Origin of the sequence: Pseudomonas mosselii (assembly GCF_003205295.1) — a bacterium.
Taxonomy (GTDB): Bacteria; Pseudomonadota; Gammaproteobacteria; order Pseudomonadales; family Pseudomonadaceae; genus Aquipseudomonas; species Aquipseudomonas mosselii_B.
In genome coordinates, this window is the sequence record NZ_QJRP01000003.1 from 17512 (window position 1) to 37152 (window position 19641).

General features: G+C 65.9%; 21 protein-coding genes. 4 read left to right on the plus strand and 17 right to left on the minus strand.

The window, feature by feature from the left end; translation table 11 throughout:
- Positions 1 to 57 precede the first annotated feature (57 nt).
- The 3 genes from ubiB to ubiE are packed head-to-tail and all read right to left on the minus strand — an operon-like array spanning position 58 to position 3061.
- Positions 58 to 1671 (minus strand): ubiquinone biosynthesis regulatory protein kinase UbiB, encoded by a 1614-nt coding sequence (gene ubiB / locus DMX06_RS03645; RefSeq protein ID WP_110734701.1) that lies wholly within the window; start codon positions 1669 to 1671, stop codon positions 58 to 60.
- Positions 1668 to 2291, minus strand: a complete 624-nt coding sequence (locus DMX06_RS03650) for a ubiquinone biosynthesis accessory factor UbiJ (protein WP_110734703.1) — start codon at positions 2289 to 2291, stop codon at positions 1668 to 1670. Before DMX06_RS03650 ends, ubiB begins: the two co-directional genes overlap by 4 nt.
- A complete protein-coding gene (gene ubiE, locus DMX06_RS03655) occupies positions 2291 to 3061 on the minus strand; it encodes a bifunctional demethylmenaquinone methyltransferase/2-methoxy-6-polyprenyl-1,4-benzoquinol methylase UbiE (RefSeq protein ID WP_050707258.1) in 771 nt (256 codons plus the stop codon). Before ubiE ends, DMX06_RS03650 begins: the two co-directional genes overlap by 1 nt.
- Before the next feature lie 125 nt (positions 3062 to 3186).
- On the opposite strand from ubiE, the gene DMX06_RS03660 reads away from it, so the two are divergent.
- From DMX06_RS03660 to DMX06_RS03670, 3 genes are all read left to right on the plus strand, one after another.
- A complete protein-coding gene (locus DMX06_RS03660; protein ID WP_110734705.1) occupies positions 3187 to 3462 on the plus strand; it encodes a polyhydroxyalkanoic acid system family protein in 276 nt (91 codons plus the stop codon).
- Between the two features lie 242 nt (positions 3463 to 3704).
- Positions 3705 to 4127, plus strand: coding sequence for a phasin family protein (locus DMX06_RS03665; protein ID WP_110734707.1), 423 nt, complete (start codon positions 3705 to 3707; stop codon positions 4125 to 4127).
- Positions 4128 to 4137: 10 nt separating this feature from the next.
- A complete protein-coding gene (locus DMX06_RS03670) occupies positions 4138 to 4866 on the plus strand; it encodes a phasin family protein (RefSeq protein WP_110734709.1) in 729 nt (242 codons plus the stop codon).
- A 102-nt stretch (positions 4867 to 4968) separates the two neighbouring features.
- On the opposite strand, the gene DMX06_RS03675 is transcribed toward DMX06_RS03670, so the two are convergent.
- The 14 genes from DMX06_RS03675 to gshB form a co-directional block, all read right to left on the minus strand.
- Complete coding sequence (locus tag DMX06_RS03675; protein WP_110734710.1) at positions 4969 to 5583, minus strand: TetR/AcrR family transcriptional regulator; 615 nt, start codon at positions 5581 to 5583, stop codon at positions 4969 to 4971.
- A gap of 4 nt (positions 5584 to 5587) precedes the next feature.
- On the minus strand, positions 5588 to 7270 hold the full coding sequence (gene phaC, locus DMX06_RS03680) for a class II poly(R)-hydroxyalkanoic acid synthase (protein ID WP_110734711.1): 1683 nt from the start codon (positions 7268 to 7270) through the stop codon (positions 5588 to 5590).
- Positions 7271 to 7386: 116 nt separating this feature from the next.
- Positions 7387 to 8238: a poly(3-hydroxyalkanoate) depolymerase gene (phaZ, locus tag DMX06_RS03685; RefSeq protein WP_110605347.1), complete on the minus strand. Its 852-nt coding sequence runs from the start codon at positions 8236 to 8238 to the stop codon at positions 7387 to 7389.
- 64 nt (positions 8239 to 8302) lie between these two features.
- Positions 8303 to 9982 (minus strand): class II poly(R)-hydroxyalkanoic acid synthase, encoded by a 1680-nt coding sequence (gene phaC / locus DMX06_RS03690; protein ID WP_110734713.1) that lies wholly within the window; start codon positions 9980 to 9982, stop codon positions 8303 to 8305.
- Between the two features lie 336 nt (positions 9983 to 10318).
- Positions 10319 to 10696, minus strand: a complete 378-nt coding sequence (locus tag DMX06_RS03695) for a gamma-butyrobetaine hydroxylase-like domain-containing protein (RefSeq protein WP_110734715.1) — start codon at positions 10694 to 10696, stop codon at positions 10319 to 10321.
- Between the two features lie 174 nt (positions 10697 to 10870).
- Positions 10871 to 12214, minus strand: a complete 1344-nt coding sequence (gene hslU / locus DMX06_RS03700; protein WP_110734717.1) for an ATP-dependent protease ATPase subunit HslU — start codon at positions 12212 to 12214, stop codon at positions 10871 to 10873.
- 74 nt (positions 12215 to 12288) lie between these two features.
- Positions 12289 to 12819, minus strand: coding sequence for an ATP-dependent protease subunit HslV (gene hslV, locus DMX06_RS03705; protein WP_011536056.1), 531 nt, complete (start codon positions 12817 to 12819; stop codon positions 12289 to 12291).
- 204 nt (positions 12820 to 13023) lie between these two features.
- Positions 13024 to 14295: a dihydroorotase gene (locus DMX06_RS03710; RefSeq protein ID WP_110734719.1), complete on the minus strand. Its 1272-nt coding sequence runs from the start codon at positions 14293 to 14295 to the stop codon at positions 13024 to 13026.
- On the minus strand, positions 14292 to 15296 hold the full coding sequence (locus DMX06_RS03715) for an aspartate carbamoyltransferase catalytic subunit (RefSeq protein ID WP_050707248.1): 1005 nt from the start codon (positions 15294 to 15296) through the stop codon (positions 14292 to 14294). Before DMX06_RS03715 ends, DMX06_RS03710 begins: the two co-directional genes overlap by 4 nt.
- A gap of 12 nt (positions 15297 to 15308) precedes the next feature.
- Positions 15309 to 15827 carry a bifunctional pyr operon transcriptional regulator/uracil phosphoribosyltransferase PyrR gene (gene pyrR, locus DMX06_RS03720; RefSeq protein WP_050707247.1) on the minus strand — a complete coding sequence of 173 codons (519 nt, stop codon included), beginning with the start codon at positions 15825 to 15827 and terminating at the stop codon, positions 15309 to 15311.
- Between the two features lie 51 nt (positions 15828 to 15878).
- Entirely contained in the window at positions 15879 to 16304 is a 426-nt protein-coding gene (gene ruvX, locus DMX06_RS03725) for a Holliday junction resolvase RuvX (protein ID WP_110734721.1), read from the minus strand.
- On the minus strand, positions 16304 to 16873 hold the full coding sequence (locus DMX06_RS03730; protein WP_110734723.1) for a YqgE/AlgH family protein: 570 nt from the start codon (positions 16871 to 16873) through the stop codon (positions 16304 to 16306). Before DMX06_RS03730 ends, ruvX begins: the two co-directional genes overlap by 1 nt.
- A 54-nt stretch (positions 16874 to 16927) precedes the next feature.
- Complete coding sequence (locus tag DMX06_RS03735; protein WP_110734725.1) at positions 16928 to 17827, minus strand: energy transducer TonB; 900 nt, start codon at positions 17825 to 17827, stop codon at positions 16928 to 16930.
- A 90-nt stretch (positions 17828 to 17917) separates the two neighbouring features.
- Positions 17918 to 18871, minus strand: coding sequence for a glutathione synthase (gene gshB / locus DMX06_RS03740; RefSeq protein ID WP_110734727.1), 954 nt, complete (start codon positions 18869 to 18871; stop codon positions 17918 to 17920).
- A gap of 340 nt (positions 18872 to 19211) precedes the next feature.
- Here gshB and pilG point away from each other — a divergent pair, with 340 nt between their 5' ends.
- Entirely contained in the window at positions 19212 to 19613 is a 402-nt protein-coding gene (gene pilG, locus DMX06_RS03745; protein ID WP_110734729.1) for a twitching motility response regulator PilG, read from the plus strand.
- Positions 19614 to 19641: the final 28 nt, after the last annotated feature.

Here is a 19641-nt window from a genome sequence, read left to right on the forward strand (position 1 = left end):
GGCCCGCTCCCGTACCGGGCCCCTGTGCGTTAGTGTGCCAGCCGGCGGCGCGGCTGGCTATCGGCGCACGATCAGGTACAGGCCGGCGGCCAGCATCAGCCACGCGGGCCAGGCGGCCGGGGCGCTGAGGCTGGCGGCACCGGCGGCCAGGGTGGCGCCGCCACCGAGCAGGCCGGCGCCGAGCAGGCGCAGCGCCCAGTTGTCGCCGGCGCGGCGCCGTTCGGGCAGTTGCGCGTCGTGCAGATGCGGTTGCGACAGGCGCTCGAGCAGGTCGCGGGTCATGTCGGCCAGGTGCGGCAGTTGCTCGGCCTGGCTGTACAGGTTGCCGATCACAGCCTTGGGGCTCATGCGCTCGCGCATCCAGCGCTCGAGGAACGGCTTGGCGGTGCTCCACAGGTCGAGGTCGGGGTACAGCTGACGGCCCAGGCCTTCAATGTTGAGCAGGGTCTTTTGCAGCAGTACCAGCTGTGGCTGGACCTCCATGTTGAAGCGCCGGGCGGTCTGGAACAGGCGCATCAGCACCTGGCCGAAGGAGATGTCCTTCAAGGGTTTTTCGAAGATCGGCTCGCACACGGTGCGGATCGCCGCCTCGAACTCGTTGACCTTGGTCTGCGCCGGCACCCAGCCCGAATCGATGTGCAACTGGGCCACGCGACGGTAGTCGCGCTTGAAGAAGGCGATCAGGTTGCGGGCCAGGTAGTCCTGGTCCTCGGACGTGAGGCTGCCGACGATGCCGCAGTCGATGGCAATGTACTGCGGGCTCCAAGGCTTGACCGTGCTGACGAAAATGTTGCCCGGGTGCATGTCGGCGTGGAAGAAGCTGTCGCGGAACACCTGGGTGAAGAACACCTCGACGCCGCGTTCGGCGAGCATCTTCATGTCGGTGCGCTGGTCGGCCAGGGTGGCCATGTCGGTGACCGGCACGCCATAGATGCGCTCCATTACCAGCACCTTGGGCCGGCAGAAGTCCCAGTACACCTGGGGCACGTACATCAGCTCGGAGCCTTCGAAGTTGCGTCGCAGCTGGCTGGCGTTGGCCGCCTCGCGCAGCAGGTCAAGCTCGTCGTAGATGGTCTTTTCGTAGTCGCCGACGATTTCCACAGGGTGCAGGCGGCGGGCGTCTGCCGAGGCGCGTTCGGCGGCCTTGGCGATCAGGAACAGCCAGGCCAGGTCCTGGGCGATGATCGGCTTGAGGCCTGGGCGTACCACCTTGACCACCACTTCCTCGCCGCTCTTCAGGCGCGCGGCGTGAACCTGGGCTACCGAGGCCGAGGCCAGCGGCTCGACGTCGAAGCGGCTGAACACCTCGCCCACCTTCGCCCCGAGCTGTTCCTCGATCAGCGCCACGGCGTGCCGCGGGTCGAACGGCGGCACCCGGTCCTGCAGCAGCATCAGCTCGTCGGCGATGTCGGTAGGCAGCAGGTCGCGGCGGGTGGAGAGCAACTGGCCGAACTTGATGAAGATCGGCCCCAGGTCCTGCAGTGCCAGGCGCAGGCGCGCGCCGCGGCTCAGTTCCAGGGGCTTGCGCGGCAGCCAGCGCCAGGGCATCAGCAGGCGCAGGCTGGCCAGCCACCAGGGCAGCAGGGGCTGTTCGAACAGCAGGTCATCGAGGCGGTAGCGGATCACGACGCGCTGGATGCGCAACAGACGGCGGACGGCGAGCAGCTTCATGCGTTATCGCTGGTATCAAGAGTGTGGGCGAGGCGGCGCAGGCGCGCCTCGAGACGTTCGATATCGACCTTCAGCGCATCGAGTTCGCTGAACGCCGCTTCGGCTTCGCGTTTGCCGACCAGGGTGCGGGATTCCTCGGCCAGGTACTCGGAGAGGTTCTCGCCGAAGCGGGCCAGGCCCTGGCGGGTCCAGCGTGCGCGCAGGCGCAGGTGCCCGGCGATCAGTGCGGTGGGCACCGGGCCCAGCCAGCGCTGCAGCTCGTATTCCCAGTCCAGCTCCAGGTCCTGCAGGATGCCGAACAGGTCGAGCAGCACGGCGCTGTCGCCATGCAGTTCGACCTGGGGGCTGTGCAGCACGGCGGTCTTGTCCCTGGCCAGGGCCAGCTGCGCCAGGCGCCCGGCGGGGGCGCGCAGGGTGCAGTCGACCTCGCCCTCCCAGTGGGCGGCGAGCATCAGGCCTTCCTCGTCGGGCAGCACGAACAGCTTCAGGGCCGGCTGCACGCAGTCGATCTCGATCACCCGGCCTTCCAGCGCCGCCAGGCGCGGGAGGGCGGTGCTGTCCAGGCGCAGGACACGGTTGAGCCCGTGCTCGGCGCTGGCGAGCAGGCCGGCCAGGAGCATCAGGGTTTGATCCCCCGGTGCACGGCGACGATGCCGCTGGTCATGTTGTGGTAGGTGACGCGGTCGAAGCCGGCCTCGACCATCATGCTCTTGAGCGTTTCCTGATCGGGGTGCATGCGGATCGACTCGGCGAGGTAACGGTAGCTTTCCGAGTCGTTGGTGATCAGCTTGCCGGCCAGTGGCATGAAGGCGAACGAGTAGGCGTCGTAGGCCTTGGACATCAGCTTGTTGGTCGGCTTGGAGAACTCCAGGATCAACAGCCGGCCGCCGGGCTTGAGCACCCGCAGCATGGAGCGGATGGCCTCGTCCTTGTGGGTCACGTTGCGCAGGCCGAAGGCGATGGTCACGCAGTCGAAGTGATTGTCCGGGAACGGCAGCTTTTCGGCGTCGGCCTGGACGAACTCGATATTGCCGGCCACGCCGCGGTCGAGCAGGCGGTCACGGCCGACCTTGAGCATCGAATCGTTGATGTCGGCCAGCACCACCTGGCCGGTCGGGCCGACCAGGCGCGAGAACTTGGCCGCCAGGTCGCCGGTGCCACCGGCGATGTCCAGCACCCGGTTGCCGCTGCGCACGCCGGACAGCTCGATGGTGAAGCGCTTCCACAGGCGGTGCATGCCGCCGGACAGCACGTCGTTCATCAGGTCGTACTTGGCGGCCACCGAGTGGAACACCTCGGCGACTTTCTTCGCCTTCTGGCTCTCGGGCACGTCCTGGTAGCCGAAGTGGGTAGTGGGTTCGGCGTGGTCGCCTTTGCGCTGGTCGGTCATATCGCTTCACCAGAAAAAAATTACGGCCATTCTAGGGGCTGCGGGCGGATTTGTCTTGGCGGGGTGTGTCATGCAGAGGGGGCGGGCATAATGGTGATTATGTCTTCATATCCAGGATCACCCGCATGACCCAGATCAGCGTCGAACGCAAACACTCCCTCGGCCGTGACGCCGCCCGTGCCAAGGCCGAGGCGCTGGTCGACAAGCTGACCCGCGAATACGACCTCAAGGCCACCTGGAACGGCGACCGCGTCGATGTGACGCGCAGCGGCGCCAACGGCAGCGTGCACATTGGCGAGGACACCATCCGCGTCGAGCTGAAGCTGGGCATGATGCTGTCGATGATGAGTGGCAGCATCAAGGGCGAGATCGAGCGGGCGCTGGACAAGGCGCTGGCCTGACACTGCGCGCTCCTTGCTGTTTGCGGGCGCGGGCCTTGTGGGAGCAGGTATCGTGGGAGCGGGCTTGCCCCGCGATAGCGATTGCCCGGGCTGGCGCTATCGCGGGGCAAGCCCGCTCCACGCAAACGCTGCATGACCCCACCTTAGGGTGAGGATTCTAATTTTTCCGCCTACCTTCACGCTCAAGCCCTGCCTCCCAGGGCAGTTCCTCCCTCCCTTAGAACGAGCATGAGGTGCAGAGCATGGCCAAAGTGAATCTCAAGCAGAAAGACGACGCCCAAGGCAGTACCCTGGGCGAGGTGCGCGGCTACGCCCGCAAGATCTGGCTGGCGGGCATCGGTGCCTACGCCCGCGTCGGCCAGGAAGGTTCCGACTACTTCAAGGAGCTGGTGAAGGCCGGCGAAGGCGTCGAGAAACGCGGCAAGAAGCGCCTGGGCAAGGAGCTCGAAGCGGCCAACGGCCATCTCGACGAAGCCACCCAGGAAGTCAGCCGGGTACGCGGCAAGGTCGAGGTCCAACTGGACAAAATCGAGAAAGCCTTCGACGCCCGTGTCGGTCGCGCCTTGAATCGCCTCGGCATTCCGTCTAAACATGACGTTGAGGCGTTGTCCATCAAGCTTGAACAGCTGCACGAGCTGCTCGAGCGCGTCGCGCACAAACCATAAGGAGAGCAGGATGGCTGGCAAGAAGAACACCGAGAAAGAAGGCAGTTCCTGGATCGGCGGAATCGAGAAGTACTCCCGCAAGATCTGGTTGGCTGGCCTGGGTATCTACTCCAAGGTCGACCAGGATGGTCCGAAGCTGTTCGATTCGCTGGTGAAGGATGGCGAAAAGGCCGAGAAACAGGCGAAGAAAACCGCCGAAGACGTGGCCGAAAGCGCCAAGTCGTCGACCAACTCGCGGGTATCGGGCGTCAAGGACCGTGCGCTGGGCAAGTGGAGCGAGCTGGAAGAGGCCTTCGACAAGCGCCTGAACAGCGCCATCTCGCGCCTGGGCGTGCCCAGCCGCAATGAGATCAAGGCCCTGCACCAGCAGGTTGACTCGCTGACCAAGCAGATCGAGAAACTGACCGGCGCGTCGGTGACCCCGATCTCCAAGGCCAGTGCCGGCAAGACCGCAGCCAAACCCCTGGCCAAGGCGGCAGCCAAGCCTGCGGCCAAGACCGCCGCGGCAAAACCGGCGGCCAAGCCTGCGGCGAAAAGCGCGGCGGCCAAACCGGCAGCCAAGCCAGCGGCCAAACCCACTGCTGCCAAGAAACCGGCTGTGAAAAAAGCCGCCCCGGCCAAGCCTGTGGCAGCCAAGCCGGCAACTCCGGCGCCCGCCGCCACCGCGGCTCCGGCCCCGAGCGCGGCCCCGGCCAGCAGCACCCCATCGGCACCGGTGACCGCGGCCACCCAGGCCTGACACCGCGTCGCCCATTTCGCGGGTGAACCCGCTCCCACAGGCTTTTCGCAGTCCTGTGGGAGCGGGTTCACCCGCGAAAGCCTCAACGCTGATCTGACGCGCCTACCCCTCCAGATACCGCATCGCCAACTGCTCCGCCGCCCTGCGCGCCGGTGCCTGCAGATGCGGCGCCACCAGCATCATCACCTGGTACACCACCACCCCCACGTCGCCCTCGCGCCCCAGTACTCGCTGGTAGTCCAGCGAGCAAATCAGGGTCAGGGTGATCTGCTCCACCAATTGCCCCAGCGCTTGGGTCTCACTGGTTACCTGGCCCTGCCCCTTGAGGCTGGCCAGCAACGCGGCCAGGGTGCGTTTGAGGGCGTTGATCAGGCTGCGCATGCCCCGTGCCAGCTTGGGCAGGCGCCCGGTGAGGTTGGACAGGTCCTGGAACAGAAAACGGTACTGGGCCATGCGCTCGACGATCAGGTGCAGGAACAGCCAGTAGTCCTCGGCGTCCAGGCGTACGTCCAGGGGTGGGTCGAGCAGTGGCATCAACTCCTCTTCGAAGCGCTCGAACAGGCCGATCACCAGCGGCTCCTTGCCGTGGAAGTGGTAGTACAGGTTGCCGGGGCTGATCCCCAGTTCGTTGGCGATCTCCAGGGTCGAGACGTTCGGCTCGCCCTGGCGGTTGAACAGCTGCAAGGCACATTCGAGGATACGGTCGCGGGTCTTCATCCGGTCAGCGCGCCAATACGTAGCTGCCTGGCGCGGGGCCCAGCGGTGGATAGGTGGCGTTGCCCAGCTCCTCGCGGGGCGTCTTCAGCGTGCCGGAGCGCTCGGTGATCCATTCCAGCCACAGCGGCCACCAGCTGCCGTCTCGGCGCTGGGCGTCGTGGAACCAGGCCCGTGGGTCGCTGGAAAGCTTGGGGTTCTCCAGGTAGTAGGCCTTGGGGTTGCCGGGCGGGTTGATGATGCTCTGGATATGGCCGCTATTGGCCAGGATGAAACGCCGATCGCCGCCGAGCAGCAGGGCTGAGCGGTAGACCGCGTCCCACGGGGTGATATGGTCGTTGCTGCCGGCCACGGTGAAACTGTCCAGCCCGACTTGCTTGAGATCGATCGGCGTGCCGCACACCTCCAGCCCCTCGGGGAAGGTCAGCGGGTTGAGCTTGAAGAAGTCCAGCAGGTCGCCGTGCAGGGCGGCAGGCAGGCGGGTGTTGTCGGCGTTCCAGTAGAGGATGTCGAACGCCGGCGGGGTCTTGCCCATCAGGTAGTTGTTGACCCAATAGTTCCAGATCAGGTCATTGGGGCGCATCCAGGCGAAGATCCGCGCCACTTCGCCGCCGTCGAGCACGCCGCGCTGGTACGAGCGGCGCTTGGCCGCCTCGATGGTCTGCTCGTCGGCGAACAGGCTGGCGGGGCTGTCGAACTGGCTGTCGAGCAGGCTCACCAGGTAGGTGGCGCTGCGCACCTTGCGCAGTTGCTTCTTGGCGTGCAGGTGGCCCTGCAACGCGGCCATGGTCAGGCCGCCGGCACAGGCGCCCATCAGGTTGGGATCGCGGCTGCCGCTGATGCTGCGACAGGCATTGAGTGCTTCTTCCACGGCCTGTACGTAACTGGACAGGCCCCATTCGCGGTGACGCGGATCGGGGTTGCGCCAGCTGACCATGAACACCTGCAGGCCCTGCTTGAGCATGTACTGGACGAAGCTGTTGGTCGGGCTCAGGTCGAAGATGTAGAACTTGTTGATCTGCGGCGGTATGACCAGCAGCGGCCGGGCGTACTGTTTCTCGCTCATGGGCTTGTACTGGATCAGCTCCAGCAGCTCGTTGCGAAACACCACCGCACCAGGGCTGGCGGCGAGGTTGCCGCCGACTTCGAAGGCACGTTCGTCCACCTGGCGCGGCAGGCCGTCGTTATGGCGCAGGTCGTCAAGCAGATGGCTGACGCCACGCAGCAGGCTCAGGCCGCCGGTGTTGAACAGCTCCTTGACCGCCAGCGGGTTGAGCAGCGAGTTGCTGGGCGCGAAGGCGTCGCTGACCAGGTTGAACAGGAACTGCGCCCGGGCGCGATCATCGTCGGCCAGGCTGCTTTCCTCGATCCACAGACGGGTTTGCTTCTGCCAGGCCAGGTAGGCCTGCAGGCCGCGACGGTAGAACGGGTTCTGGCTCCAGGTCGGATCGCTGAAGCGCGTATCGCGGGGGTGGGGCTGATAGGAGCTGTCGCCGATCAGCACGCGACCCAGCTGGCCGCCCAGACTCAGCAGATGGTGGGCGGTGTGCAGCGGGTTGCGCAGGCCGATCCGGCCGACCTGGCGCAGGGTAGAAATCAGGTCGCGACCGCGCAGGCCGGTTATGGCGTTCTGCACGTTCATGCTCGTGGCGGGGACCGGTGTCATCCCTCTGGCCGGTTTGTCCTTCATGCCAACACTCCTTCGTCAGATCCATTTCCGCGTTGGCCTCGTCGCGAACAGGCCCGCACCTGTTTGGCGCAGGGTGTGGCCGCAAAAAGCCCGTGCTGACGCAATAAAAAGCCTTCCTACCCCCTTGCCGCAGGCCGGGGGTGCATGACCGCGCGTTGGCGTTCCTGCTCGAGGAATTTCATGATGATCGGCGCGACGGCCTCGGCCCGGGTGATCAGGAACAGGTGGCCGTCGTCGATTATGTGTAGCTGGGCATTGGGAATTCGCCAGGCCAGCAGGCGCATGTTGATCAGGGGGATCAACGGATCGTCGTCGCCGGCCAGCACCAGGGTGGGCTGGTGGATCTTGTGCAGCCAGTGGATGCTGGTCCAGCCGAGCCCGGCGAACAGTTGCCAGTAGTAGCCCAGCTTGCCACCCGAGCGGACCTTGGAGGCGTGGTGCATGGCCAGGTCCGGGTCGCGTCGGAAGCCGCCGCCGTAGATCAGCGGGGCGATGCGGATCACATGGGAGGGCTGCACGTAGCGCCGCGGGCTGGCCATCATCCACAGCACCTTGGGCTTGCCCGGCACCATCACCGCGCCGGCGGCCGTGGCGGCCAGCACCAGCTTCTTGCAGCGCTCGGGGTAGTCGTGGGCGAACTGCTGGGCCAGGGCGCCGCCCCAGGACACGCCGATGACATTGACCTGGCCGTAATCCAGGTAGTCGAGCATACGCGCGGTCAGCTTGGCCAGGCCGGGGAAACGGTAGGGGTGGCGGGGCGTAGACGAGCCGCCGACCCCGGGCACGTCGAAGGCGATGACCTCCAGGTCCGGGTCCAGCGCCTCGATGAACGGGAACACCAGTTCGAGGTTGGCGCCGATGCCATTGAAGATCAGCAACGGCGTCAGGTGTGGCTTGCCCGGGCGGACCGCGGTGCGGATGGACTGCTCGTCCAGCTCGACGGTCCTGAAGATGTACGGTTGCGGCATGCGCGTGACTCTGTGGTGAAGGTAGCGCCGCGATGCACCGACAGGCCCATCGCGGCGGTTCGGTTCAACGCTCGTGCACGTATGTTCCCGGTGCGGCCTCGCCTGCGGTATAGGTGCGGTTACCCAGCTTTGTAGGCGCCTTCTTGAGTTCGCCGGCGCGCTCGCCCAGCCAGGTCTGCCAGTGCAGCCACCAGGAGTCGGCATGCTTGATCGCATTTTCCTGCCAGGCCACCGGGTCGTCCGGGCGGTCTTCGCCGGTCATGAAGCGTGCCTTGGGGTTGCCCGGCGGATTGAGGATGCTCTGGATATGGCCGCTGTTGGACAGCACGAACTCGATCTTGCCGCCGAACAGGTGCGCCGAGCGGTAGCATGACTGCCACGGGGTGATGTGGTCGGCGGTGCCGGCGACGCTGTAGATGTCGCAGTCGACCTTCTTCAGGTCGATGGCGGTGCCGCACACTTCGAGGGCGTCGGAGCGGGTCAGCGGGTTGTTCTTGAACATCTCGATCAGGTCGCCGTGGAAGGCGGCCGGCAGGCGGGTGGTGTCGTTGTTCCAGAACAGGATGTCGAACACTGGTGGCTCGTTGCCGAGCAGGTAGTTGTTGACCCAGTAGTTCCAGATCAGGTCGTTGGGGCGCATCCAGGCGAACACCTTGGCCATGTCGCTGCCTTCGAGCACCCCGGCCTGGTAGGAGTGGCGCTTGGCCGCCTCCAGGGTCTGCTCGTCGACGAACAATGCGACCTGGGTGTCGACGGTGGTGTCGAGCACACTCACCAGCAAGGTCAAGGCATTGACCTTCTTCTCGCCGAGCGCGGCGTAGTGGCCCACCAGCGCGGTGCAGGTGATGCCACCGGAGCAGGCGCCAAGCATGTTCAGATCCTTGCTGCCGGTAATTGCCAGCACCGCGTCGACCGCCTCCTTGAGCGCGTCGATGTAGGTCGACAGGCCCCACTCGCGCTGGGCCTTGGTCGGATTGCGCCAGCTGACGATGAAGGTCTGCTGCTGGGAGCGCAGGCAGAAGCGCGCCAGGCTCTTTTCCGGGCTCAGGTCGAACACGTAGAACTTGTTGATCTGTGGCGGCACCACCAGCAGCGGACGGCTGTGCACCTGTTCGGTGATGGGGCTGTACTGGATCAGTTCCAGCACATCGTTGCGGTACACCACCGAGCCTTCGCTGGTGCCGAGGTTCTTGCCGACCTCGAAGGCCTCCATGTTCACCTGGCTGGGCATGCCGCCGTTGTTGACGATGTCCTTGGCCAGGTTGGACAACCCGTCGAGCAGGCTCTTGCCGCCGGTCTCGAAGAAGCGCTTGACCGCGGCGGGGTTGGAGAGGGTGTTGGTGGGGGCCATGGCCTCGGTCACCAGGTTGATGACGAACTGCCCGCGGCTGATGTCCTGGGGCGACAGGTCGCTTTCGCCGATCCAGTCGTTGAGCTCCTTGCGCCAGGCCAGGTAGGTCTGCAGGTAGCGGCGGTACAGGGGGTTCTTGCTCCATGCCGGGTCGGCGAAGCGACGGTCGTCGCCCTCGGGCTGCAGGGCCGACTTGCCCAGCAGCACGTTCTTCAGCTCAAGGCCGAAATGCGCCACGTGCTTGGCGCTGTGCAGGGGTTGGCGTAGCGCCTGGCGCAGTACCGTGCGCGCTGACGTCAGCAGATCCTTGCGGCGAATGCCGATGACCGGGTTCAGCCCCAAGGTGTTTTCCGAGGCCTGCCGCTGCAACTCATCGTTGTTCTTGTTACTCATCTACGACGCTCCGTTGTCCTGAGACGAGTACCGGCGTGCTGTGACAGCCCGGTACTGCTACTCGGGTGACCAGTGATAAGGAACAGCGGTGCTGCGACCGGATGCGTGCCGATGATGAGCTGCGTGGGTTTCTGCGTGTGAAGACAACCTGCTTTCGCTCGCGACCTCTACATACCGGCCTGGCCCTGCCTGCCATCAAGGCAATGCAGGGAACTTGCCAGCTCCATTGGTTACCCGACTTTCGTGTAATGCGCAAGACAGCCAATCTTTGGCAGTCATCAAGGCATTCAAGCAGATGAGATTAGAAAATGCGCTCTAAAGCCTGCGAGCCTTGAGCTAGAGCATCAATTTCACTACCGATTCGGACGGGTCGCGGGATTTGCCGGCCTTGTGCAATTCGTCGAGGTACTCGGCCCACAGCTGCTCCTGGCGCAGGCACAGCTGCTCGAGGTACTCCCAGGTGAACAATCCGGAGTCATGGCCGTCGTCGAAGGTCAGTTTCAGTGCATATTGACCGGCCGGCTCCAGGCCGTTGAGGCCGACGTTGATCTTGCCAAATTGCAGGATGGGATTGCCGTGGCCCTGGACCTCGGCGGAGGGGGAGTGCACGCGCAGGAACTCGGCGGGCAGGTGGTAGACCTCGCCGGGGGCGTAGGTGAGGGTGAGGGTCTTGGAGGCTTTGTGCAGGTTTATCGCGGTGGGGAGGCGGGCCATGGGCGAATCTCTCTTTGGCTTCAAGCTGCAAGCTTCGAGTGATTCCAGGCATTGTGCAAGGGGGCTGCTGCGCAGCCCATTCGCGACACAAGGCCGCTCCTACAGGGAGAATGCAGTCCCCCTGTAGGAGCGGCCTTGTGTCGCGAATGGGCCGCGCAGCGGCCCCCAGCGGTCTTACAGGATGTAACGCGACAGGTCTTCGTTCTGCGCCAGCTCACCCAGGTGGCTGTTCACATAGGCGGCGTCGATGTGGATCGGCGTCTCGTCGTGGGTGCTGGCCAGGTCGCCAGCGCTGAACGACACCTCTTCGAGCAGGCGCTCAAGCAGCGTGTGCAGGCGGCGGGCACCGATGTTCTCGGTCTTCTCGTTGACCTGGTAGGCGATTTCAGCCAGGCGTTTGATGCCGTCGGCGGCGAACTCGATGTTCAGGCCTTCGGTCTTGAGCAGGGCGCTGTATTGCTCGGTCAGCGAGGCGTGCGGCTCCTTGAGGATGCGCTCGAAGTCTTCCGGGGTCAGTGCCTTGAGTTCCACCCGGATCGGCAGGCGGCCCTGCAGCTCGGGCACCAGGTCGCTCGGCTTGCTCAGGTGGAAGGCGCCGGAAGCGATGAACAGGATGTGGTCGGTCTTGACCATGCCCAGCTTGGTGTTGACGGTGCAGCCCTCGATCAGCGGCAGCAGGTCGCGCTGCACGCCTTCACGGGAGACATCGGCGCCGCCGACATTGCCACGCTTGGCCACCTTGTCGATCTCGTCGATGAACACGATGCCGTGCTGCTCGACCGCTTCCAGGGCCTTGCCCTTGAGCTCTTCCTCGTTGACCAGGCGGCCCGCTTCCTCGTCGCGGACCATCTTCAGGGCGTCCTTGACCTTCAACTTGCGGCTCTTGCGCTTGCCCTTGCCCATGTTGGCGAACAGGCTCTGCAACTGGTTGGTCATCTCTTCCATGCCGGGCGGCGCGGCGATCTCGACGCCCATGTTCTCGGCGACTTCGATCTCGATTTCCTTGTCGTCCAGCTGGCCTTCGCGCAGGCGCTTGCGGAACAGCTGGCGGGTGTTGGAGTCGCTGCTGGACTGCTGGGCTTCCTCGCTGAAGCTGCTGACCCGCGCCTGCGGTAGCAGGGCGTCGAGAATGCGATCTTCGGCGGCATCCTCGGCGCGGTGGCGCACGCGGACGATTTCCTGCTCGCGCAGCATCTTCAGGGCGGCGTCGGCCAGATCGCGGATGATCGACTCGACATCACGGCCAACGTAGCCCACTTCGGTGAACTTGGTCGCTTCGACCTTGATGAACGGCGCATTGGCCAACTTGGCCAGGCGGCGGGCGATCTCGGTCTTGCCGACGCCGGTGGGGCCGATCATCAGGATGTTCTTGGGGGTCACTTCGGCACGCAGCTCGGCGGGGAGCTGCATGCGCCGCCAGCGGTTGCGCAGGGCAATGGCGACGGCGCGCTTAGCGTCGTCCTGGCCGATGATGTGGCGGTTGAGTTCGTGAACGATTTCGCGGGGGGTCATGGACATGATGAATGTGGTCCTCAAGCAGAGTGATCAGTGTGGAAAAGTCCCGCTGCGAGCGGGACGCCAAAACAACTGATTCACTCGGCCAGGTCCTGCTCCTCGATGGTCAGGTTGTGGTTGGTGAACACGCAGATGTCGCCGGCGATGTTCAGGGCGGCCTCGGTGATTTCACGGGCCGACAGGTCGGTCTTGTTCAGCAGTGCGCGGGCTGCGGCCTGGGCGTAGCCGCCACCGGAGCCCATGGCGATCAGGCCGTCCTCGGGCTCGACCACGTCACCGTTGCCGGTGATGATCAGGGAGGCGTCCTTGTTGGCCACGGCCAGCATGGCTTCCAGACGGCTGAGCGAGCGGTCGGTGCGCCATTCCTTGGCCAGCTCGACGGCGGCACGCACCAGGTGGCCGGAGTGTTTCTGCAGCTGGGCTTCGAAGCGCTCGAACAGGGTGAAGGCATCGGCGGTGGCACCGGCGAAGCCGGCGATGACCTGGCCGTTGTACAGGCGACGGACCTTCTTGGCGTTGCCTTTCATCACGGTGTTGCCGAGGGAAACCTGGCCGTCGCCGCCCATGACGACTTTGCCGTTACGGCGGACAGAAACGATGGTAGTCAAGGGAGAGTCTCCACGCAGCGGGGCGAAAATGCCTGATGCAGACTCATATGGGGGGAGGGGGGAAGGATTTCAACCTTGGGGGATGAGTGGTTGGCGCAGGGCAGGCGCATTCATGTTGGGGCATTCGCGGGTAAACCCGCTCCCACAGGCGCTTCGATAGCCCTGTGGGAGCGGGTTTACCCGCGAAGGGGGCGGTGCGGTCTATCAGGCTTCGTGGCAGACGTGCCCGTCGACCAAGGTATAACGCACCGCGCCCGGCAGGCAGTGGCCGATGAACGGGCAGTTCGCGCCGCGGGAGAACCACTGCTCGCCTGCAACAGTGGACGCTTTCGGATCGAACAGCACCAGGTCCGCCGCGCCGCCCACCTTCAGCTCGCCGGCCGGCAGGCGCATGGCCGCGGCCGGGCCGCTGCTCAGGCGTGCCAGCAGGGTCGGCAGGTCGAGCAGGCCGTCCTCGACCAGGGTCATGGCCAGCGGCAGCAGCAGTTCGACGCTGCTGATACCCGGCTCGGTGGCACCGAACGGCGCCAGCTTGGCATCACGCTCGTGGGGCTGGTGGTGGCTGGAAATCGCCTGGATCACCCCGGACTTCACCGCCTCGCGCAGGCCGTCGCGGTCGGCGGCGCTGCGCAGCGGTGGCTGCACGTGGTACAGGCTGGAGAAGTCGCGCAGCGCCTCGTCGGTGAGGATCAGCTGGTACAGCGCCACATCGGCGGTGACCGGCAGCCCCAACTGCTGGGCCTGGGCGATCAGCCGGGCGCCGCGGGCGCTGGTGATCTGGCTGAAGTGGGCGCGTACGCCGCTCTGCTCGACCAGCAGCAGGTTGCGCGCCAGGGCCACGGTCTCGGCGGTTTCCGGGATGCCCGGAAGGCCGAGGAAGCTGGCCATCGGGCCTTCGTGGGCCAGGCCGCCCTGGGCCAGGTCGCGGTCCTGGGAGTGGAACACCACGGTCAGGTCGAAGGTCGCCGCGTACTCCAGGGCACGGGCCAGGGTGCGGTTGTTGGGGATTTCCTTAAGGCCATTGCCGAAGGCCACGCAACCGGTGTCGCGCAGGGCCACCAGCTCGGCCAGTTGCTCGCCTTCCAGGCCCTTGGTCAGGGCGCCGATCGGGTAGACCTTGCTGTTGGCGGCTTCGCGGGCGCGGTCGAGGATCAGTTCGGCGACCGCCGAAGTGTCCAGCACCGGCTTGGTCTGCGGCGGGCAGCACAGGCTGGTGACACCGCCGGCTACAGCGGCGCGGGTTTCGCTGGCGATGTTGCCCTTGCGGCTGTAGCCCGGCTCGCGCAGGGATACGCCGAGGTCGACCAGGCCAGGGGCTGCCACCAGGCCGTCGGCCTGGATCGTGCGGCTGGCGCTGAAGCCGGCCGGCGCCGCGCCGATGGCGGCAATACGACCGCCGTCCAGGTGCAGGTCGGTGACGCGGTCAAGGCCGCTGGCAGGATCGATGACCCGGGCGCCGATAATGCTGATGGTCACTGGGCGTTCTCCTGGTCGAATTGACGTTGCGCGTTCTGTCCGCTCATGGCCATGGACAGCACGGCCATGCGCACGGCGATGCCGTAGGTGACCTGGTTGAGGATCACCGAGTGCTGGCCGTCGGCCACCGCCGATTCAATCTCGACACCGCGGTTGATCGGGCCCGGGTGCATGACGATGGCATCCGGCTTGGCCCCGGCCAGGCGCGCGGTGGTCAGGCCGAACAGGCGGTAGAACTCGCCCTCGCTGGGCAGCAGGCCGCCGGCCATGCGCTCGCGCTGCAGGCGCAGCATGATCACCACGTCGACGTCCTTCAGGCCTTCGGCGAGGTCGGTGTAGACCTTCACGCCATATTGCTCGATGCCGATCGGGATCAGCGTCTTCGGGCCGATCACGCGGATGTCCGGGCAGCCCAGCGCCTTGAGCGCGAGCATGTCCGAGCGGGCCACCCGCGAGTGCAGGATGTCGCCGACGATGGCCACGGAGAGGTTTTCGAAACCGCCCTTGTGCCGACGAATGGTGAGCATGTCGAGCATGCCCTGGGTCGGGTGGGCGTGGCGGCCGTCACCGCCGTTGATCACTGCCACGTCCGGGCACACATGCTCGGCGATGAAGTGGGCGGCGCCGGAATCGGAGTGGCGCACGACAAACATGTCGGCGGCCATGGCCTCCAGGTTGCGCAGGGTGTCGAACAGGGTCTCGCCCTTGCTGGTCGAGGAAGTCGATACGTTCAGGCTGATCACGTCGGCCGACAGGCGCTGGGCGGCCAGTTCGAAGGTGGTGCGGGTGCGGGTGGAGTTCTCGAAGAACACGTTGCACACGGTCTTGCCGCGCAGCAACGGGACTTTCTTCACGGCCCGGGCGCCGACTTCGAGGAACGAGTCGGCGGTGTCGAGGATCTCGGTGAGCAGTTCGCGGGGCAAACCGTCGAGCGAGAGGAAGTGGCGCAGCTGGCCCTGGTCATTGAGCTGCAGCGGGCGCTTGGCGTCGAATGGCGTCATCGCGGGGGACTCTTAAAGGGCGGAAGCGGGAGCGAGGTCCTGGCGCTCGAGGGCGAGCGGCGTGGGTCCGGTCAATTTTACCCGTTCATGGGCCGCCAGGGACAGGGTGGCGCCAAGCACATTCGGGCGGATCGGCAATTCGCCGGCATCCAGGTCGAGCAGGCAGGCCAGGGTCACGCTGGCTGGACGGCCATAGTCGAACAACTCGTTGAGGGCGGCGCGGATGGTGCGCCCGCTCATCAGCACGTCGTCCACCAGCACCAGATGCTGGCCTTCGATCTCGAACGGCAGCTCGGACGGGCGCACCTGCGGGTGCAGGCCGTTCTGGCTGAAGTCGTCGCGGTAGAAGGACACATCCAGGGTGCCCAGCGGGCCCTGGTCGCCCAGCTCGGCCTGCAGGGCCTGGGCCACCCACACGCCGCCGGTGCGGATGCCGATGAAACGCGGCTCGCTGATGCCGCGGCGGGCCAGGTGGGCGCGAAGGTCGACGGCCATCTGCCGGATCAGATCGGCGGGATTGGGTAGGCTCATTGCGTGCTCCTCGGAAGGCGGGCGCCGGCTCCAGCCGGCGGCAAAGCGGATTTAAGTGTTGGCCTCCAGCCAGCCTTGCAGCAGCAGGGCGGCGGCGATGGCGTCGACCGGGTTGTCGCGGTAGCTGCCGTGGCGCCCGCTTCGGGCCATCTGCTCGCCCTTGGCCTCGAAGGTGGTCAGGCGTTCGTCGTGGGTGTGCACCGGCAGGTTGTAGCGACCGTGCAGGCGCCGGGCGAATTTCTCGGCGCGCTCGCTCATCTCGCTGGGCGTGCCGTCCATGTTCAGCGGCAGGCCGACGACGATGGCGTCGGGTTTCCATTCCTTGATCAGCTTCTCGACCTGGTTCCAGTCCGGCACGCCGTTCTGCGCCTTGAGCGTGCACAGTTCGCGGGCCTGGCCGGTGATCACCTGGCCGACGGCGACGCCGATCTGCCGGGTGCCGTAGTCGAAGCCCAGCAGCAGGCGCAGTTCGGCCATCAGGCGTGGCCCGCCTGGCTGGTCAGCAGGCTGAGGTTGATCCCCAGGCTGGCGGCAGCGGCGCCCAGGCGCTGGTCGCTGGCCAGGCCGAAGATGATCTCGGGGTCGAACGGGCAGTTGAGCCAGGCGTTGTCGGCCAGCTCCGCCTCAAGCTGGCCGGCTTCCCAGCCCGCGTAGCCCAGGGTGATCAGGCTCTTGCGCGGACCGTCGCCGGCGGCGATGGCGAACAGCACGTCTTGGGAGGTGGACAGCGACAGGCCCTCCAGCTCGACCGTGGCCTGGTAGCTGCGGTCGTTGCTATGCAGCACGAAACCGCGGTCGGTCTGCACCGGGCCACCCTGGTAGATCGGGATGTGCACAGTGCTGGCCGGCGGCTCGTCGTCCGGGCGCAACTGCTCGAGGATGTCGGCCAGGTTCAGCTCCTGCGGGCGGTTGACCACCAGGCCCATGGCGCCGTGGGCATTGTGCTCGACGATGTAGGTGAGGGTCTGGGCAAAGTTCGGATCGGCCATGTGCGGCATGGCGATCAGGAACTGGTGCTTGAGGTAGCTGGGGGCGAGGGTCTTCATGACCGCTAGTGTGGCGCCAGGTGGCGAGGCTGACAAGGTGCTCTGCAGTCCCGATCAGTTGCTCGACAGCCGGTCACCCCGGGCAAAGCGCCAGGTGCGGATGATCTCCAGACGGTCGAATTCCGCCAGGTCGCCGGTGAACGGCGCGAACGGCGCCGCCAGACGCACGATGCGCTGGGCCGCCTGGTCCAGCACTGGCTGGCCAGAGGACTCCAGTACCAGCACCTCGTACAGCGAGCCGTCGCGGTTGATCGATACCATCATCCGCAAGCTGCCGTACATTTGCTGGCGCCGGGCCTCTTCGGGGTAGTTGAGGTTGCCGATGCGCTCGACCTTCTTGCGCCACTCTTCCTTGTACCAGGCGCCCTTGTCGCGCAGGGTCGAGGCGGCGTTCAGACGATGGATGCGCGGGCGCTTGGCATACAGCTGCTGCTCATGGGACAGCTCGGCCTCGAGGCTGGCGATCTGGCTGGACAGCTGCGAGCTGTCGAAGTCCGGCACCTTGGCCTCGGGCTTGGGCTGCGGCTTGCTTTCCTTCGGCCTGGGCTCGACCTTCTGGGTTTTCGGCGCTTGGGTGGCGACCACGGACTTCGCCGGTGCGGGCGGGGTTTGCGGTTTCGCCGCCGGCGGCGGGGTGATCTTGTTGATCTTGCTGTCCTGGAACGGCGCGACCTCGGTGGTCTTGGGCACCGCCTTCTTCTCCAGGGTGCCGCTGCCCTGCTGGTTGTCCTGGGCCTGGAAGTCGGCCTTCTCGGGCGCTTTCTCGCTCTTGAAGGTGGCCAGGGTGATGTCCATGGTGTGGCGGATATCAGCCGGTTTGACCACGGTGAAACCCACGCCGAGGATCAGCGCCAGGTGCACCAGGGCGGCCAGGAACAGGGTGAAGCCGAGGCGGTCCACCGGGCGAACGCGGGGTGGCAGCAGGTCGGCGGGGATGTCGGCGGGCAGCGTCATCAGGTATCCAGCAACCGCGAAACAGGGCGCAGGTCAGCGAAAAAGGACCGGCATCATACCCCACTCCGCGGGTTTGCCGCGTGTCGGCGGTCAGCGCGCCTGCAACTGGCGATCAATGGCGTCCATCAAGCGGCCGCCGATGTCGGTGTTGTAGGCCGCGTCGATCTCGCGGATGCAGGTCGGGCTGGTGACGTTGATCTCGGTGAGGTAGTCGCCGATCACGTCCAGGCCGACGAACAGCAGGCCCTTCTCGCGCAGGGTCGGGCCGACCTGGGCGGCGATCCAGCGGTCGCGCTCGCTCAACGGCCGGGCTTCGCCGCGTCCGCCGGCGGCCAGGTTGCCGCGGGTCTCGCCACTGGCCGGGATGCGCGCCAGGCAGTAATCCACCGGCTCGCCGTCGATCATCAGGATGCGCTTGTCGCCGTCCTTGATCGCCGGCAGGTAGGCCTGGGCCATGATCTGCTGGGCGCCGAGCGCGGTCAGGGTCTCGAGGATCACCGACAGGTTGGGGTCACCGGCCCGGTGACGGAAGATCGAGGTGCCACCCATGCCGTCCAGCGGCTTGAGGATCACGTCGCCATGTTCGGCGGCGAAGGCGCGGATGATGTCCGGGCGGCGGCTGACCAGGGTCGGCGGCGTGCACTGCGGGAACAGCGTGGCGAACAGTTTCTCGTTGCAGTCGCGCAGGCTTTGCGGGCGGTTGACCACCAGCACGCCTTCGGCCTCGGCCTGTTCCAGCAGGTAGGTGCTGTAGACGAACTCCATGTCGAAGGGCGGGTCCTTGCGCATCAGGATCACGTCCAGCTCGGCCAGGGGGCTGTCCTGCTCCTCGTCCAGCTCGAACCAGCGGGCCGGGTCGGCGAACACCCTGAGCGGACGCATGCGCGCGCGGGCCTTGCCCTGGGCCTGGTACAGGTCGCGTTGTTCCATGTAGAACAGGCTCCAGCCGCGGGCCTGGGCAGCCAGCAGCATGGCCAGCGAGCTGTCCTTTTTGTAGGAGATGGACGCGATGGGGTCCATGACAATCCCGAGGCGAACGCTCATGGGGTAGTTCCTCTTGGCGGCGGGTGGCCGCGATGGCACGAAAGAAAAGTGGCTCAGGGTGGCGCCGGGCGCGCCCACGGTCAAGGGGCGGGCGGATGGAATGGCCTTCGGGAGTGTGCTAAAAAGGCCGGACAAGTGGTCTGTGTTGGCCTCCAGCCTGGCCGTACCTCCAAGAGCTGGGGCTGCTGCGCAGCCCATCGCGACACAAGGCCGCTCCCACAGGGTTCGGCGTCGGATGGCTGCTCAGCGCAACGCATGGACAGGTGGGAGCGGCCTTGTGTCGCGATGGGGCGCGAAGCGGCCCCAGGATTTCGGCCCCGGCAGCGATGGTAGTGCGACTATGGAACAACCCCTGAAGGTGATGGTGATCGACGACTCCCGCACGATCCGCCGCACCGCGCAGATGTTGCTCGGCGAGGCAGGCTGCGAGGTGATCACCGCCAGCGACGGCTTCGACGCCCTGGCCAAGATCGTCGACCACAAGCCCCGAATCATCTTCGTCGATGTGCTGATGCCGCGCCTTGACGGTTACCAGACCTGCGCCATCATCAAGCACAACAACGCATTCAAGGACACCCCGGTGATCCTGCTCTCTTCCCGTGATGGCTTGTTCGACAAGGCCCGCGGCCGGGTGGTCGGCTCCGACCAGTTCCTGACCAAACCGTTCAGCAAGGAAGAACTGCTCGACGCGATCCGTGCCAGCGTGCCCGGTTTCGCCGCGCAGGACCCAAACGCACCCTGACGCCGCCTTCACCGGACGGCGTCTCTAT

What these genes read in the sequence shown, in the direction of transcription:
- DMX06_RS03665 (WP_110734707.1), top strand. Translation starts at nt 3,705, where the DNA reads ATGGCCAAAGTGAATCTCAAGCAGAAAGACGACGCCCAAGGCAGTACC.
- DMX06_RS03695 (WP_110734715.1), bottom strand. Translation starts at nt 10,696, where the DNA reads ATGGCCCGCCTCCCCACCGCGATAAACCTGCACAAAGCCTCCAAGACC.
- DMX06_RS03675 (WP_110734710.1), bottom strand. Translation starts at nt 5,583, where the DNA reads ATGAAGACCCGCGACCGTATCCTCGAATGTGCCTTGCAGCTGTTCAAC.
- ruvX (WP_110734721.1), bottom strand. Translation starts at nt 16,304, where the DNA reads ATGGCCGAACTGCGCCTGCTGCTGGGCTTCGACTACGGCACCCGGCAG.
- DMX06_RS03730 (WP_110734723.1), bottom strand. Translation starts at nt 16,873, where the DNA reads ATGAAGACCCTCGCCCCCAGCTACCTCAAGCACCAGTTCCTGATCGCC.
- DMX06_RS03650 (WP_110734703.1), bottom strand. Translation starts at nt 2,291, where the DNA reads ATGCTCCTGGCCGGCCTGCTCGCCAGCGCCGAGCACGGGCTCAACCGT.
- ubiB (WP_110734701.1), bottom strand. Translation starts at nt 1,671, where the DNA reads ATGAAGCTGCTCGCCGTCCGCCGTCTGTTGCGCATCCAGCGCGTCGTG.
- DMX06_RS03660 (WP_110734705.1), top strand. Translation starts at nt 3,187, where the DNA reads ATGACCCAGATCAGCGTCGAACGCAAACACTCCCTCGGCCGTGACGCC.
- pilG (WP_110734729.1), top strand. Translation starts at nt 19,212, where the DNA reads ATGGAACAACCCCTGAAGGTGATGGTGATCGACGACTCCCGCACGATC.
- gshB (WP_110734727.1), bottom strand. Translation starts at nt 18,871, where the DNA reads ATGAGCGTTCGCCTCGGGATTGTCATGGACCCCATCGCGTCCATCTCC.
- phaZ (WP_110605347.1), bottom strand. Translation starts at nt 8,238, where the DNA reads ATGCCGCAACCGTACATCTTCAGGACCGTCGAGCTGGACGAGCAGTCC.
- DMX06_RS03735 (WP_110734725.1), bottom strand. Translation starts at nt 17,827, where the DNA reads ATGACGCTGCCCGCCGACATCCCCGCCGACCTGCTGCCACCCCGCGTT.
- phaC (WP_110734713.1), bottom strand. Translation starts at nt 9,982, where the DNA reads ATGAGTAACAAGAACAACGATGAGTTGCAGCGGCAGGCCTCGGAAAAC.
- pyrR (WP_050707247.1), bottom strand. Translation starts at nt 15,827, where the DNA reads ATGAGCCTACCCAATCCCGCCGATCTGATCCGGCAGATGGCCGTCGAC.
- DMX06_RS03715 (WP_050707248.1), bottom strand. Translation starts at nt 15,296, where the DNA reads ATGACGCCATTCGACGCCAAGCGCCCGCTGCAGCTCAATGACCAGGGC.
- hslU (WP_110734717.1), bottom strand. Translation starts at nt 12,214, where the DNA reads ATGTCCATGACCCCCCGCGAAATCGTTCACGAACTCAACCGCCACATC.
- phaC (WP_110734711.1), bottom strand. Translation starts at nt 7,270, where the DNA reads ATGAAGGACAAACCGGCCAGAGGGATGACACCGGTCCCCGCCACGAGC.
- ubiE (WP_050707258.1), bottom strand. Translation starts at nt 3,061, where the DNA reads ATGACCGACCAGCGCAAAGGCGACCACGCCGAACCCACTACCCACTTC.
- DMX06_RS03670 (WP_110734709.1), top strand. Translation starts at nt 4,138, where the DNA reads ATGGCTGGCAAGAAGAACACCGAGAAAGAAGGCAGTTCCTGGATCGGC.